Origin of the sequence: Marinifilum sp. D737, assembly GCF_026672275.1 — a bacterium.
GTDB lineage: Bacteria > Bacteroidota > Bacteroidia > Bacteroidales > Marinifilaceae > Marinifilum.
In genome coordinates this window covers 84,725-100,363 of record NZ_JANQCD010000018.1, presented here as the reverse complement: position 1 = coordinate 100,363, position 15,639 = coordinate 84,725, and the positions used below count along the sequence as shown (strand labels likewise).

General features: G+C 34.9%; 10 protein-coding genes and 3 tRNA genes. 4 read left to right on the top strand and 9 right to left on the bottom strand.

Going from position 1 to position 15,639, the window contains the following annotated elements; genetic code table 11:
- Positions 1–45: 45 nt before the first annotated feature.
- Positions 46–119: transfer RNA gene (locus tag NQ163_RS12265), tRNA-Ala, on the bottom strand.
- Positions 120–676: 557 nt separating this feature from the next.
- On the opposite strand from NQ163_RS12265, the gene NQ163_RS12260 reads away from it, so the two are divergent.
- Together NQ163_RS12260 and hflX are read left to right on the top strand one after the other, a co-directional pair.
- On the top strand, positions 677–1,360 hold the full coding sequence (locus NQ163_RS12260; RefSeq protein ID WP_120238272.1) for an energy transducer TonB: 684 nt from the start codon (positions 677–679) through the stop codon (positions 1,358–1,360).
- A gap of 195 nt (positions 1,361–1,555) precedes the next feature.
- On the top strand, positions 1,556–2,782 hold the full coding sequence (hflX, locus tag NQ163_RS12255) for a GTPase HflX (RefSeq protein ID WP_268190605.1): 1,227 nt from the start codon (positions 1,556–1,558) through the stop codon (positions 2,780–2,782).
- Between the two features lie 55 nt (positions 2,783–2,837).
- Here the strand turns inward: hflX and NQ163_RS12250 are convergent, their stop codons facing one another.
- Positions 2,838–3,827, bottom strand: coding sequence for an aspartate-semialdehyde dehydrogenase (locus tag NQ163_RS12250; protein WP_268190604.1), 990 nt, complete (start codon positions 3,825–3,827; stop codon positions 2,838–2,840).
- Between the two features lie 95 nt (positions 3,828–3,922).
- Between NQ163_RS12250 and NQ163_RS12245 the strand changes: the two genes are divergently transcribed.
- Positions 3,923–9,460 carry a lamin tail domain-containing protein gene (locus NQ163_RS12245; protein ID WP_268190603.1) on the top strand — a complete coding sequence of 1,846 codons (5,538 nt, stop codon included), beginning with the start codon at positions 3,923–3,925 and terminating at the stop codon, positions 9,458–9,460.
- A gap of 203 nt (positions 9,461–9,663) precedes the next feature.
- On the opposite strand, the gene lpxK is transcribed toward NQ163_RS12245, so the two are convergent.
- Positions 9,664–10,791: a tetraacyldisaccharide 4'-kinase gene (lpxK, locus tag NQ163_RS12240; protein ID WP_268190602.1), complete on the bottom strand. Its 1,128-nt coding sequence runs from the start codon at positions 10,789–10,791 to the stop codon at positions 9,664–9,666.
- Positions 10,792–11,014: 223 nt separating this feature from the next.
- Entirely contained in the window at positions 11,015–12,811 is a 1,797-nt protein-coding gene (gene sppA / locus NQ163_RS12235) for a signal peptide peptidase SppA (RefSeq protein ID WP_268190601.1), read from the bottom strand.
- Between the two features lie 173 nt (positions 12,812–12,984).
- Here sppA and folK point away from each other — a divergent pair, with 173 nt between their 5' ends.
- On the top strand, positions 12,985–13,473 hold the full coding sequence (gene folK / locus NQ163_RS12230; protein ID WP_268190600.1) for a 2-amino-4-hydroxy-6-hydroxymethyldihydropteridine diphosphokinase: 489 nt from the start codon (positions 12,985–12,987) through the stop codon (positions 13,471–13,473).
- A gap of 51 nt (positions 13,474–13,524) precedes the next feature.
- Here the strand turns inward: folK and upp are convergent, their stop codons facing one another.
- The 5 genes from upp to NQ163_RS12205 form a co-directional block, all read right to left on the bottom strand.
- Positions 13,525–14,181, bottom strand: a complete 657-nt coding sequence (upp, locus tag NQ163_RS12225; RefSeq protein WP_268190599.1) for a uracil phosphoribosyltransferase — start codon at positions 14,179–14,181, stop codon at positions 13,525–13,527.
- A gap of 95 nt (positions 14,182–14,276) precedes the next feature.
- Positions 14,277–14,972: a RadC family protein gene (gene radC, locus NQ163_RS12220; RefSeq protein ID WP_268190598.1), complete on the bottom strand. Its 696-nt coding sequence runs from the start codon at positions 14,970–14,972 to the stop codon at positions 14,277–14,279.
- Positions 14,973–15,092: 120 nt separating this feature from the next.
- Positions 15,093–15,344 carry a 30S ribosomal protein S20 gene (gene rpsT, locus NQ163_RS12215; RefSeq protein ID WP_268190597.1) on the bottom strand — a complete coding sequence of 84 codons (252 nt, stop codon included), beginning with the start codon at positions 15,342–15,344 and terminating at the stop codon, positions 15,093–15,095.
- A 27-nt stretch (positions 15,345–15,371) separates the two neighbouring features.
- Positions 15,372–15,446, bottom strand: a tRNA-Glu gene (locus tag NQ163_RS12210).
- Between the two features lie 59 nt (positions 15,447–15,505).
- A tRNA-Glu gene (locus NQ163_RS12205) sits at positions 15,506–15,577 on the bottom strand.
- Positions 15,578–15,639 lie beyond the last annotated feature (62 nt).

Genomic DNA, 15,639 nt, shown 5'->3' with positions numbered 1-15,639 from the left:
AAAAGCGGCCACGACATAAATGCCATAACCGCCTTGATTTGAGGGTGGAGAGTACCGGAATCGAACCGGTGACCTTTTGACTGCCAGTCAAACGCTCTAGCCAACTGAGCTAACCCCCCTTTAATATGTAATGACTCCTAAAGCATTTTTTAATGATTAGGAATTCGCCTGCAAATATAAATTAAAATTAAACATACGAAACTACTTGATAATGAATTTTTACCGAAAGCAAACATTTTTTCTTCTTATACGTAAGGGAATTTAGAGTGGAGAATCTATTTTAGTTCGAAAAATTGTTTGTCAATAGACAATTGATTGGTAGCAATGTATAGTGTGTGTATAGGTAGGATGAGTTCGGACAATATGGATTTTTCACTCTTCTTTGTTAAAAAATCTAATTTAGAATGGCTTTAAAGAAAAAAATGTACTAAATTTATAGTTGATTTATTTACAGTGGGTTTATCTATATTCAAATTAGAGCATTTTTTATAATTATCATTAAATTTTCAGGCGATCTTACGTGTTGAAAATCAAAAAATACCATTAGAAAAAAATGATTGCTCGTTATTTTTATATCTTTATGCCTCAAATATTTTCGCAGAGAATAGAATTTTGATTATAAAATTGAATTACTTACTTTTAAACGCTGAATTTAAAAGAAAATTAAAAGAAGATTATGGAAGTTAAGAAGTCACCTAAAGCAGATCTTGAAAATAAGAGAGGTCTCTTTCTTGAGATTGGTCTGGCGCTGACTCTGCTTTTTGTTTTTGCTGCATTCGAATGGCGTGTAGATTCTGCTGAAGCTACAGGTTTACAAGATCAGCAAGAGATGGAAGCTGAGGAGGAGATTATTCCGATTACCAGACAGGAACAAATGAAGCCACCACCACCACCACCACCAGCACCAAAAGTAGCTGAGGTATTGGATATCGTGGATAACGATGAAGAGATCGAAGATGAGCTAGAAATTGAAGACTCGGATGCTGATATGGATGAAGAAGTTGAAATCCAAGTAGTAGAGGAAGAGGAAGAAGAAGATGAAGCTCAGGTATTCGTTATTGTAGAGGATATGCCTGAATTTCCAGGTGGACAGCTTGAATTACAGAAATGGATCGCAAGATCTATTAAGTATCCTGTAATTGCTCAGGAAAATGGTATCACAGGCCGTGTATTTGTTACTTTCGTAGTAAATAAGGTAGGTGGTGTTGAGAATGTTCGCGTTGTTCGTGGAGTTGATCCATCTTTGGATAAAGAAGCGATTCGCGTAATCAACAAGATGCCAAAATGGAAGCCAGGAAAGCAGCGTGGAAAACCAGTTAAGGTTTCTTATACTGTACCAATCAACTTCCAATTACAGTAGATCAATACTATACAATTATATAAGAGGTTTCGATTTTTCGAAACCTCTTTTTTTGTGCCTTACAGAAAGCATTGCAGAATATTGTGTATTTTTGTCCTACAAATCATCTTTTTTCTGATTACTGAAAGAGTTTGATATTGGAGCAAATAGAATTGAAAAGAGGCGTAAGCCTGTTGTTATTCCTAAAATATATAAATGGGAGACTATCTAAGAACAAAAAAAGAGCAAGAAAAAGCGGTTTTAATCGGAGTGATTGATCAGTCTAAAAGTATGACTGTTCAGGAAGTTGACGAATATTTGGCTGAGTTGGACTTTTTGGCTTTAACTGCGGGAGCAAAAACAGTTAAAAGGTTTACGCAGAAGTTAGATTATCCTAACCCAAAAACTTTTGTGGGAGCAGGAAAACTTGAGGAAATTCAAGATTACCTGGAAGCTAACGAAGATGTTGGTATGGTGATTTTCGATGATGAATTATCTCCAACTCAACTTCGAAATGTAGAGAGAATCTTGAAAAGAAAAATTTTAGATAGAACCAATTTGATTCTTGATATCTTTGCCAGTAGAGCTCAAACTGCTCATGCAAAAACTCAGGTTGAGTTAGCTCAATATCAATACATGTTGCCAAGATTGACTAGAATGTGGACTCACCTCGAACGTCAACGAGGAGGTATTGGGATGCGTGGTCCAGGGGAAACCCAGATAGAGACCGACCGTCGAATTATTTTAGATAAAATTGCCAAGCTAAAGGAAGATCTCAAGAAGATTGACAAACAAAAGGCAACTCAGCGTAAGAATCGTGGAAAATTGGTACGTGTTGCTTTGGTTGGATATACCAACGTTGGTAAATCCACTCTTATGAATATGCTTAGTAAATCTGATGTTTTTGCTGAAAATAAATTATTTGCAACTCTGGATACTACAGTTCGAAAGGTCGTGATTCAGAATGTTCCTTTTTTATTGGCAGATACAGTTGGATTTATTCGAAAATTGCCTCACCATTTGGTTGAATCTTTTAAATCAACTTTGGATGAGGTGAGAGAGGCTGATGTTATTTTGCATGTTGTTGACATTTCACATCCTAACTTCGAAGATCATATTAAAGTGGTGAACGAAACCATGGCTGAAATTGATAACAGAGAAAAGCCTTCTTTCCTTGTATTCAATAAAATTGATGCTTTCACCTATGTGAAGAAGGATGAGGACGATTTGCTACCTAAAACACGTGAAAACTATAGTTTGGATGAGTTAAAGCAAATGTGGATTGCCAAAGGAGATACTCCTTGTTTGTTTATTTCAGCAATCGAGAAGCAGAATATTGAAGAATTTAGAGAGAAAGTGTATGATGTTATTCGTGAAATTCATTCAGCGCGATTCCCATACAATGATTTCCTTTATCAGGACTATTCAAATTTGATGGATTAAAAGAATAATGATATAAAAAGAAAACCCGATGTTTTGCATCGGGTTTTTTATTGTGTTATACTAATTCTTGCTTGGCTAAATATTCTGCAATTTGAACGGCATTGGTTGCAGCTCCTTTTCTAAGGTTATCGGCAACAACCCACATGTTTAAACTGTTTGGATTTGAATAATCACGGCGAATACGTCCAACAAATACTTCATCTCGTTCATGCGAATACTTTGGCATAGGGTATTCATTATTATCCAGATTATCCTGAACAATTACACCTTCAGTTTCTTTTAGAAGTTGTTTTACCTCTTCAACATCAAAATCATTGGCAAATTCAATGTTTAATGATTCACTATGACCTCCAACAACTGGTACTCTAACTGCAGTAGCAGTAACTCTGATGCTGTCGTCCTTCAAAATTTTTCTGGTTTCATTAACTAGTTTCATTTCTTCTTTAGTGTAACCATTTTCGGTAAAAACATCGCAATGTGGAAGACAGTTTTTATCTATCTCGTGTGGATAGGCTTTTTCTCCATCAACTCCTGAGCGCTCATCTTCAAATTGCTGTACTGCCTTTACTCCTGTACCAGTGATCGACTGATATGTTGAAATCACCAGGCGTTCAATCTGGTATTTTTTATGAAGAGGAGCCAGGGCAACCACCATCTGAATTGTTGAGCAATTCGGATTGGCAATAATTTTATCCTCTTTGGTTAATTCTGTGGCATTAATTTCCGGAACAACTAATTTTTTGTTCTCATCCATTCTCCAAGCTGAAGAATTATCTACTACAGTAGTGCCAACTTTGGCAAATTCAGGAGCCCATTTTAATGATGTACCGCCACCCGCTGAGAAAATTGCAATTTGTGGTTTTAGATTAATTGCATCTTCCATACTGATAACTTTGTACTTGTTGCCATTAAATGCAACCTCTTTACCCACAGATCTTTCACTTGCGACTGGGTATAAATCGCTAACCGGAAAATTTCTTTCCTCCAGAACATCCAGTATTTTCTGGCCCACCAGGCCTGTAGCTCCTACAACTGCTATCCTCATAACATAATAAAGCTTTAATTCCTTGTTAATAAAATCGATTATAGTTAAATTAGCCTTTACTAAGAAAAGCAAATCAAAGTTAAAGTTAATTTCCTATGAAAAAAACACTTTACCAGAATTTGTTCATACTCTTGGTTTTACTGGTAAATACAAACCTACATGCAGAGGATATATGGACAAGAAACTTCTCGGATGTTGCAGATCTAAATAAAGGTTATTGGGGTTCAAAAGTTGATATGGAGGGGGTTGTTGATTGGAGTTTGGATGTTACTAACTGTACTCTTGCCGATGATTCGGATTACGTTAAAGTGGTAGAAACCAGTGGGGGAAGATTGGAAGCTGTTGATTGCGATGGTGAAGCAGTTTGGATGAGTAAAGCAATTGATATTTCCTCTTATACCAATTGTGCTATCGCTGTGCTGGCAGTTGAGACTGGCTCTTCTACAAGTTCAAAAAAGTACCTTAAATGTTATTATAAAATTGATGGTGAGACAGAACAACTTTTTACCGTAAATGGCGAAAATATTGGAAATTGGGGAAGTTCTGATGCTTCTACTTCTGGTTTGGAAGGAGATGAACTTAGAATAATCGTGAGGATGAATAATCCAAATGCCGGGGATAAAGTTTATTTCAATAACATTTCTGTTCGTGGTGATCCTATTATAGTTGAAAATGACAATTTTACAGTTTTAAAAGAAGCTGAGAATCAGATTGGAGAATTGACAATTAATACGGATGTTGATACAGAGTCAGAAGCTTTGCCTTGCTTTAGATTCGTAATTGACGAAACAGATTCAGCAAGCGATGGTGTTCCTACCAAAATTTCCAGAATGACCGTTTATAACTTAAATCCAGAAAATGGAATAGATTGGGAGACTCAATTAGGAGGTGTTAGGATTTACTCGCAAGGCAATTTTGTGAATTATCAGGCTGTAAGCATAGGTTCTGATTCGTTATATTTTGATTTTGTAGAAGATCAATTATCCATTCCTGATGGTTCAAAGAGAGAATTTGAACTAAGGGCATATCTTAATTCAGCTCATGAATTGGTTGATGGATCAAAACTTCAGTTGGCTTTAGGAAAAGCTGCAAAGGGACTTTTAACATTTGCAAGTGGATCGGATTTTGCTGGAAGCAATGAAAGCATAAATTCGGTTATTCATACCGTAAATGTAGAAGCTACTCAATTGAACTTGACTGAAATTCCGGAATCAGTTGTAAGAAATCAATTGTTTCAATTTTTGGTGGAAGCCAAAGATCAATTTGGAAATCTTGATACTGATCAAGACGAGCAGATTAGATTGGCGCTGCATTCAGGAAAAGGAGAATTGACAGCCTCCAATGGTTTAATTAATAGACTTGATAAAGGTAAACTGGTTTTTGATGCATTAAAGTATCAAATTGTAGATACGATTCAATTAAAGCTAATGGGAGAAAATTTACCAGAGCTGATTTCTCCCAAAATTATTATCAAAAATACATATGAATCAGAAGCTCTTCCAACTTCCTGGATTCCAGTGCATACCTTTATATCAGCTTTAAGCATTCACAAAAGCAGCGCATTTAAATTATTCGAATTTGCGATAAAAGATTCAGGTAATGACGATGCTCCGACTGTTCTTAAGAAAATTAGGCTTATAGGTGGAGAAAGTAATCAAGTAGATTTTAAGAAAAGCATAGCGGGCTTTTATCTTATGCGCAGTAATCATGAAATAGATGTTGATTTCGAGATTTCAAAGAACAAAATTGATGTCTTTTTTCAAGAATCGGAACCAGCTGCAATTGTTGATAGTGAAAGTGAGGTTACCTATTCTCTGTTTGCATATTTTAAGGAAGGAGCTTGTGTAGACAAAGAAATAATTCAACTACGAATTGAAAAATCCGGTGAAAACTGGGAAGTAGCAGAAGAGGAGAGTGGACTGAAACCACAGTTTGACAATGAAGTATTAGGGCCGAGCTTAGAATGTGAAGTGAAAGCTGTACAAATGCAGTTTAGTTCGATTCCAAAATCTGTAAAACCCAATGAGTTGTTTGCTGTTGAGATAGAAATGATTGATGAATTGGGAAATTTGGATACCGATTTTGATAAGCAGGTGAAAATTAGCCTGGCTGCAGGAAGTGGAGAATTGAAATCTGTATCAGGATTGAGGAAAATTATGGATAATGGTAAAATGATTTGGACCGATTTGGAGTATGATAAAGCTGAACATTTTACCATTCAGGCAGAAGCTGAAGGTTTCGAAACCATTCTTTCTAAAGATATTTCAAGTGTTGACCAAAACTCGACGCTTACAGAAGGTGAGGAAATTACTAATCACCTGTTAACATCTTTATCAGTAACAGAGGAAAGGGCAATTACTGCTCTTAATTTTACGATTACAGACCTGGCTTCTTTCGATGATTTGCCAACCATTATCAATACTGCGACATTCTATAAAAAAGAACTTCCAAATTCTTTTGATTGGGAAAAACACATTGCAGGAGCTGTAATAAAAAGTGAAGGAGAAATTCTTTCACGCAGCAATGATATTGACAATGAACGTATCAAATTTAGCTCAAGTAAGGGTTTATTTCAGGTAAGTAACGGAGCAGTTCAGAAGTTTGAATTGGCCATATACTTCAAAGAATCCAGTTTACCTGACAATATGGAATTTCAAGTTTTTATTCCAAAGTCAGGTTCAGGCTGGAAGACTGGAATTAATAGTTCGGAATTAAAAACAAGCATGCTTAAGGATATTAATTCAGATTCTTTTAGCTTAAATGTAGAAGCTGACAGGCTTAGTATTGTTTCATCACCTTTGTTTGTTAAGGATAATTCTGAACAATTTAATTTGAAAGTGCTTGCTTGTGATAAATATCAGAACATTGATAGAGATAATTCGGATAAAATTAGTTTGGAATTGATTCAGGGAGACGGTGAATTGATTTCTGATAATGAGTTAGGTTTTAATAAGGGGTCATTGGATGTGAATTCCATTAGCTATTCTGGTAAAAAAGGTTTTAAACTTAGTCTTAGTTCAATTTTAGATTCAGATACTTGCAGTATTGCATTCGGAAAAAGCTTGTTAGATATTATTTATGATTTTGAAGAATCTTCATTGGATGAATTTACAAACTCTTCAGACTGGTCAGTTTCCACATATCAACCAATCCATGGAAGAAAATCCTTGAAGCACAACTTGAGCAATCAGTTTGGAAATAGCTATATTTCTCGTAAGTTGAATAATTGGCGAAGTGAGAATGGAATAACAAGATGGACTTTTGTTTTACGAAATGGTGATTGGGACCCGAGTTCTGGAAATAATTTTGTGTTTCACCTTTGTATGGATCATGAAAATCCTGCCAAAGCGAAAGTCAAATATTCTGTAGGAGTAAACTTAAAAGGCTCTTCTGATATTTTAAGTATATGGAAAACGAATAGTGGGGAAACTCCTGAAGTATTAGCAAAGACGAGATTTGATTGGAACGCGAATGAGGCAATTGCCATAAAAGTAGAATATAATGCTAATGGCATATGGAATTTGGCCTACAATAGAATGGGAGAGAATAACTCTTGGTATAAAATGGAGGATTTTTCTTCTGTCATAACAGATAAAAGTGAAGAATTTTATTGTGGGTTGGAATTTACTTTTGAATCCGTATCGCGAGCTGGAGAATTATGGCTTGATGATTTTCAAGTACAATCAGTAAATACTGCTCCTTTTATCAAGTCTTATCAAATAATAGGACAAGATTCTATTTTAATTGCTTTTTCTGAAAGACTTAATTCGGATCAACAATTGACTTCTGAGAATTTTAAAATCAGCTGTAATGATGAAGAACTGAAAAGCTTTAGGTCTTCAATCACCAATTCAGGTAAAGAAATTCTGATTATTCTGTATTCAGAATTAAAGACAGGTAATTATCAAGTAGAAGTTTTAAGCATTATTGACAAAGATGGAGCGAAATTGGCTTCCGATTCAATTGTCTTTGAATATCTGGTTCCAGCAAATGAAAATGATGTTGTTATCAATGAAATCATGGCAGATGAAAGTCCAAGTCAGGGATTGCCTGAATATGAGTATATCGAGCTATACAATACCAGAGCTTTTCCAATTTTAGTTGAAGGGTGGAAGCTGAAAATTGGTAGTAAAGAGTTGTTATTTTCCTCGGATACCATTCAGGCAAATTCATATTTGATTCTCTGCTCAAATCCTGCAGAAGAACTATTTTCTGAGTATGGAAATGCTATGGGGTTATCAAACTTTACCGGCTTAAACAATGCAGGCAATCGTTTAAGTTTGTTGTCTGCCAATGGAAAAACAATTGATGAGATTGTTTATTCCGACACTTGGTATCAATCAGAAGAGAAAAGTAATGGAGGTTGGAGTTTAGAGCGAATTGATCCAATGAATTTTACTTGGCAAGAACCCAATTGGAAGGCATCTAATGCTACTGATGGAGGAACGCCAGGGAAACAAAATTCTGTATTTGCAGAGAATAAAGATCAGACTCTACCACAAATTGAGAACTTAGAAGTTGTGAACACAAATACGGTTAGAATAACTTATTCTGAACCTATGCAAGAGTTGGAAGTGCTTCAAATATCAAATTATAAATTGACACAAGGGAAGAACCTAATAATAGAGATTCGCAAGCTTGAGGAAGTTAAAACGATAATCGAAATTGTATTTCAGGAACATTTGCTCGAGAATGCAAGCTTTAAATTAGAGATTTCTGAAAGAGTATCAGATTTGGCAGGTAATCCACTTAAAAGTAATCTTGTTGAATTTTGGATACCTGCTTCAGCTCATCAGGGTGAAATTGTAATTAATGAAATCTTATTTAATCCATTGGTAGGTGGTTCTGACTATGTAGAGTTGTTCAATCGGACTCAAAATGTTTACGATTTATCCAAATTGTACATTGGTAAAAAAGATGCGAATTATTTGCTAACAGATAGTGTTAAGTTGGCCAAGAAACAGATTCTATTGCATCCTGAGTCATACTGCTTGTTTACATCTGATTCTTTAAATATTGCTGAAAATTATTACACATCAAATACTGCAGTTTTCCATCAAGTGAGTTTGCCAAATTATCCAGATAAAAATGGAAGGATGGTTTTGTACACAAAAGATGAGCTTATTGATGATTTGGAGTATAAGGAAGGTATGCATTTTGAATTGTTGGCAAGTAAGGAAGGTGTTGCATTAGAGCGTGTGAATCCAGATGAAGAAACCAATTTGCATTCCAATTGGCAGTCGGCGGCACAAAATATTGGTTTTGGAACTCCTGGCATTAAAAACTCTGTTTATAGTGATATAGAGGAATCTGTAGAGGAGGTTAGCTTATCATCTAAAGTATTTTCTCCAGATAACGATGGAATTGATGATCGTTTGTACATCAACTTTAATTTAAAAGATGATGGATTTGTAGCTAATATCAGAATATACAATGCATTGGGAAAGGAAATCAGGAAACTTGCCAGTAATTTGTATTTGGGAACTGATGATAGTGTGTATTGGGATGGATTGAATTCAAAAAGGGAAAGATTGCCAATAGGAATTTACCTTGTTTATATTGAAATGTTTAATCCGGATGGCCGCATGAAAACCTATAAGAAGACTTGTGTGTTAGGAGGGAAATTAAAGTAATTGATCAGTATTATATTCATTAAAAAAAAGAAACTCAATGCTTGATTATTTATGTTTGATTTTGTAACTTGATGAAGCATAGAGCATTTAAAAGGAAAAATTTTATTTTGGCATAAGCCAAAGTGCTTTAGCAATAGCTGTTAATTAATGTAGTGGTTAATAAATGGTAGAGTAAAGGGGAATCTTTTAATTCCCCTTTTATTTTATATTGAATCTGTTTCGATATTGTGTAGGTTGCTTGAGCGTTTGTTTTTCTTGACGTAGTTTAAAATCTGATTGTCGAATTTCGACTTGTCTTCATTCAAAAACTTAATGCATAAAGGAACAAAGAATAGGTGTTTTTTTATGCTTTCTTGTTTGATTTCCATATCAAAAATTCGAGTAGCATCCTTTTCTGTGGTAATAATGATTTTATTTTCGCCAGCTAGTTCATCAAACCTTTTCTCAATAGCTTGAATATCTTTCTGATTGAACGCATGATGATCTGGAAAGTGCAATTCTTCAATTGTATTTGAGAAACCATCTAAATATTCTCGTAAAGGTTTAGGATTTGCAATTCCTGTTACCAAAAGAATTGAAAAGCTTTCCTTGTTCCAGTCTTCATCACCAATTTTTACTGCATCTTTGCTAAATACGGGTTGAAGATTTCCATAATCTAAACATGTAAAATATAGTTTTTGATAAGGCAGTATCTTTAGTTCCTTCACAATGATTCTTCTCTCAATTGGAGTCATATTAGCAGGAGTTTTACTCACAATAATGATATTTGCTCTTGATCTTTCTTCTGCACTTTCTCTCAAGCGCCCATATGGCATTATAAAATCGCGAGTAATTGGTCTGTTGTAGTCAATTAAAAGAATAGATAAGCCAGGTTTTATGTATCTGTGCTGGTATGCATCATCCAATAAAATCGCACTTAAATCATTTCCATGTTCACTGTTGAGTAGATTTTTAACACCATTTACCCTTTTGCTATCAACCGAAACCAGTATGTCAGAAAACTTGCGTTTGATTTGCATAGGCTCATCACCAATCAGGTTTGCAGTGGAATTTTCGTCGGAAAGAATAAAACCTTTGCTTTTTCTTTTGTAACCACGACTTAGGGTAGCAAGCTTGTAATCATCTTTTAAAAGAGTGATAAGGTATTCAATATGAGGGGTTTTTCCAGTTCCTCCAACGGTGATGTTGCCAACCGAAATTATTGGAATCTTGAATTCGGTACTGCTTAGTATATTTAAATCGAAGAGCATATTGCGCATGGCCACAATTAATCCGTAAAGTAAACTAAATGGGAGTAGTAAAACTTTTAAAAAACGGGATAATGCTTTCATCGATTATAGTTTTAATCAGGTGTATAGATACATCTCGTTCGAGATTGACTTGTAAATAGCAACAATTAATTCCATATTAAATTTACAGAAATATTTGTTAGCATTTAATAAGGAATTAAATATGACAATAATTTTTTATTTAGTTGATAAAAAATTGCTGAATCCTAAAATAAAAAAATCCTCAATTTCTTGAGGATTTTTTATGCGATTGAATGAATGAAATTTAGTTCAATTCTATTTCGTATGGCAAGCGAGCCTGAATACCACCTAAATCCATAATGCTTTGAGCCTGATTGTAATATCTGTAAGTATCACCTAACTCAAATTTTAAGAATCGGGTTTTGGCTTCACCAGTAATATCATTTATTAATTCCTGAATAGGGTCTTTTTGTTTAGGAAGAGAAACAATTCTATAGTCATCTTTCAAGCCTGCTTTTTCTTTTGCAATCTCAATTGCGGTTTCTAAACCTCCTAAAACATCAACCAAACCATTTTCTTTGGCATCAACAGCACTCCAAACTCTTCCTTGAGCCACTTCATGAATTTCTTCTTTCGAGCGGTTTCTACCATCAGCAACTCTTGTTAGGAATGTATCATATCCTTCGTTAATGATATCCTGAAGAATTACTTTTTCGGTTTTTGTGAATTTTCTTGAAGAAACCGGAACAACCATTAATGGATAACCTCCTCCAAAAGCTGAATGTTTGTTGGTTCCATATGAATCGGTTGTGAAACCAATTTTATTCTTAATCAATTCTTCTCCCGAGAAGAACAAGCCATAGATACCAATTGATCCGGTAATGGTGTTTTTGTCAGCAACAATAGTATCTGCAGGACAAGCAATGTAATAACCACCTGATGCAGCAACGTTACCCATTGAAGCGATAACCGGTTTTTCTTGGGATGCCAATTCCACTTCTCTCCAAATAATATCAGAAACCAAAGCGCTACCACCTGGTGAGTTTACACGTAATACAATGGCTTTAACGGTAGAATCTCTTCTTGCTTTACGGATAGTGTTAGCCAATTCAGGTCCAATTGCGGTTTCGCTTTGCTCATTTCCAATGGCGCCAGAAGCATAAACCACTGCAATTTTATTTTTCGAGAATTTTGAATCAGTATCTGGAGATTTTGCGTAATCAGAAACACTAATTTTTCGAAGTTTTTTGTCTTCTTTAATATCTGTAAGCTTTCTAAGGATAGCATTCATTTCATCTTGGTAGATCACACCATCAATCAAGTTGTATTTTTTAGCATCAGCTGCCTTTTTAATAGCAAATGCGTCAATTAGTTCATTTAATTTATCAACCGAAATACCTCTTTCTTCCGAAATTCCTTTTAAGATCTGGTTCCATATATCGCCAACATAAGCCATGGTTTGCTCACGACTTTCGTCACTCATATCATCTCTGAAAAACTGTTCTGTTGCCGATTTGTATTTACCAACTCTGATTACTTGAGCTTCAACACCAATGTTTTTTAGAAATTTTTTGTAAAAAGTTCTTTCACCACCCATACCAAGAAGCATTATCATTGCTTCAGGATTTAAGTAAATACTATCTGAAACAGATGTTAGGTAGTAAGCTTTTTGTGAATATCCAAAATTGTTGTAGCTCACAATAAATTTACCGGTTTCTTTAAACTCTTTAAGTTTGTTTCTGATTTCTTCGATAGAGGCAATACCACCAAAATTGGCAGAAACATCACTAACATTTAAATAGATACCTTTGATTTTTTCGTCGGTTTTTGCCTTCTCGATACTTTCTAAAATGCTTGTTAAACCTATGCTTGAGCTTCCGGTTCCTGGTAAGTCGAAATTGTCAAAAGGCTTATCTGCACCTCTATCAGCAAGCGATTTGTTTAGTTTAATTTCCAAAACACTTTTGTTTTTAACTGTTACAGGTTTATCAGCACTTGATGCGATACCAGCTATAATCAGCATTCCTAGAAGTAAAAGGAAAATTCCACCTACAATACCTCCAATTAAAGAGGCGAATGTAAATTTGAAGAAGCTTTTCATATTGATTTTCTTTTAATTGATTATTCTAATTTATAAGATGCAGATTTATGTAAATCCGTAGTATAACAAATATATCTAATTAAACTGACAGAAGTTTGAAATGCAGATTATTTTCGATGTATATTTTGTTTCGAAAGATTTCTTTGTTTCTTTTACCGATTAAATTAAAAAAGATGGCAAAAGTTTACTTCTTAATAGGTGGAAATTTAGGTGATAGAGAGCAGATTCTGCAAAGTACAGTTGAAGCTTTGGGAAATGATGTTGGAAAAGTTCTGAAAGTTTCGGCCATATATGAAACCGAACCATGGGGATTCGAACATGAGCAGAGTTTTCTAAACCAGGTGGTGATGGTAGAAAGTAGTTTATTGCCTGAAGCTGTTCTGGATCAAACTCAGAAAATTGAGAAAATTCTTGGTCGTGTTCGAAAGAAAAATCGCTATAGCGAAAGAACCATTGATATTGATATACTATTCTATGATGATTTAATTATCGATACTGAAAGTTTGGAAGTACCGCATCCAAGAATGGGAGAGAGGATGTTTGCTTTGGCTCCTTTGGCTGAAATTGCACCTGATTTTATTCATCCCGTAATGGATAAGAGTATCTTGGAAATGAAAAAATCTTGTCCTGATACATCAGAAGTAAGTGTTTTCAAGGCATAAAAAAAAGGACTGTTATTAAAACAGTCCTTGAAATATTATCAAAAATATTGATTATCCTAGTTTAGCACCAAAAGCCAAGTCACCTGCATCTCCACAACCTGGAACGATATACGATTTGGTGTTTAGTTCAGCATCAACAACTCCATTCCAAATGGTAGTATTTTCTGCTGGTAAATTGTTCTTAATAAAATCAACACCTTCTTGACTTGCAATTACAGAAACAATATGTACGTGTTTAGGAGTACCTTTGGTTAGCATTGCTTTGTATGCCAATTCCATTGATGATCCTGTTGCCAACATTGGGTCGGCAAGAATAACTACTTTGCCATCGATAGAAGGAGATGAAATGTACTCGAAATTAATTTTAAATTTTCCATCTTCGGTATGCTTACGATATGCAGAAATAAAAGCATTTTCTGATCTGTCGAAGTAGTTTAATAAACCATTGTGCAAAGGAAGACCTGCTCTTAATATCGAAGCCACAACAACTTCATCCTTTGGAAGAGAAGCAATTGCAGTACCAAGTGGAGTTTCCACTGATTGCTCTGCAAAATCTAAAGTTTTACTGATTTCGTAAGCGTATATCTCACCAACTCTTTCAAGGTTTCTTCTAAAGCGAAGAGGATCGTTTTGAACGTTAACGTCTCGGATTTCAGCTATAAATCGGTTAAAAAGGGAGTTGTTTTCTCCTAATGTATGGATCACCATGTTTTATTATTTAAAAATTAGCTGAGCGCAAATATAGCCATATTTCAATAATATTTAGGAAGGAAATGAAGGAAAAATTAATAATCTAATTCATTCTAAATTAGTGCTTCATCGGCAAAACTATAGTAATCGTTTTCGCCAATTATTATATGATCTAATATCTCGATATTCATCAGTTTAGCAGCATCTTTCGATTTGCTTGTAATGTCTTTATCGGCTGCCGAAGGAGCCAAATTACCAGAAGGATGATTGTGACAAAGAATAAGATTTACAGCTTCAAGTTGTAAAGCCTCTTTTAGAACTAATCTGATATCGAAAACGGTGCCTGTAATTCCTCCGGAAGAGACATTTTTGATTTCGATTACTTTATTGGCTTTATTCATAAATAAAACCCAAAATTCTTCATGTCCTAAATTTTCTGCAAATGGGAAAAGAATTTCGAATGCATCGCGACTACAAGTAACTTTTTCCTTCTGTTTGCTTTGAAATGCCTTTTGTCTGCGACCAATCTCCAATGCGGCAATAATACCAATGGCTTTTGCTTCTCCAATTCCTTTGATCTTCATTAAATCACGAATGGATTTTTTTGCCAGGATATTAAGATCATTATTGCAATGGGAGAGTATCGATTTAGAAAGTTCGACAGCGGATTGATTTCGATTGCCACTGCCAATGATAATGGCTAAAAGTTCGGCTGTAGATAAACTTTTAACTCCCTTGTACATTAATTTTTCTCTTGGGCGATCTTCAAGAGCCCAGTCTTTAATGCTTAGTTTATTATATTCGTCCATGCTTTGTTGTGTAAATACTTAACGAAAGTTATGAATTTACATAAACAAAATCAACATGGAATATGCGTATACACAAAAAGGGTTCTCAACGAGAACCCTTTATAACAGAGTTATAGTGTCTTACAGCTTGTTAACGTGTGAAGCTAATTTAGATTTCAAGTTAGCAGCTTTATTCTTATGAATTACATTAATTTTAGCAAGTTTATCCAACATTGCATTTACCTTTGGAAGTAATTCATTAGCAGCTTCCTTATCTGAAGTAGCACGTAACTTTCTTACAGCATTTCTGGCAGTCTTAGCGTAATACTTATTGTGTACTCTTCTCTTCTCAGACTGTCTGATTCTTTTAATTGCAGATTGATGATTTGCCATCTCTTAAAGTTATCTAAATTATTATCTTGGTAGTCCGTACGGGAATCGAACCCGTGTTACCAGAATGAAAATCTGGCGTCCTAACCCCTAGACGAACGGACCATTGGTTTATTAATGCGCAGCAAATATAAATCAAAATTTAATCGCTGCAAAATTCTTAGTAGTCCGTACGGGAATCGAACCCGTGTTACCAGAATGAAAATCTGGCGTCCTAACCCCTAGACGAACGGACCATCTAATTTTTCAGAGCTGCAAAGGTAAGTTATTTTTTTAAAACTGCAAACACTTTGCGAAA

Bases quoted from the DNA above. Each gene is read 5' to 3' on its own strand.
- NQ163_RS12260 (WP_120238272.1), top strand. From the start codon at position 677: ATGGAAGTTAAGAAGTCACCTAAAGCAGATCTTGAAAATAAGAGAGGT.
- hflX (WP_268190605.1), top strand. From the start codon at position 1,556: ATGGGAGACTATCTAAGAACAAAAAAAGAGCAAGAAAAAGCGGTTTTA.
- NQ163_RS12250 (WP_268190604.1), bottom strand. From the start codon at position 3,827: ATGAGGATAGCAGTTGTAGGAGCTACAGGCCTGGTGGGCCAGAAAATA.
- NQ163_RS12245 (WP_268190603.1), top strand. From the start codon at position 3,923: ATGAAAAAAACACTTTACCAGAATTTGTTCATACTCTTGGTTTTACTG.
- lpxK (WP_268190602.1), bottom strand. From the start codon at position 10,791: ATGAAAGCATTATCCCGTTTTTTAAAAGTTTTACTACTCCCATTTAGT.
- sppA (WP_268190601.1), bottom strand. From the start codon at position 12,811: ATGAAAAGCTTCTTCAAATTTACATTCGCCTCTTTAATTGGAGGTATT.
- folK (WP_268190600.1), top strand. From the start codon at position 12,985: ATGGCAAAAGTTTACTTCTTAATAGGTGGAAATTTAGGTGATAGAGAG.
- upp (WP_268190599.1), bottom strand. From the start codon at position 14,181: ATGGTGATCCATACATTAGGAGAAAACAACTCCCTTTTTAACCGATTT.
- radC (WP_268190598.1), bottom strand. From the start codon at position 14,972: ATGGACGAATATAATAAACTAAGCATTAAAGACTGGGCTCTTGAAGAT.
- rpsT (WP_268190597.1), bottom strand. From the start codon at position 15,344: ATGGCAAATCATCAATCTGCAATTAAAAGAATCAGACAGTCTGAGAAG.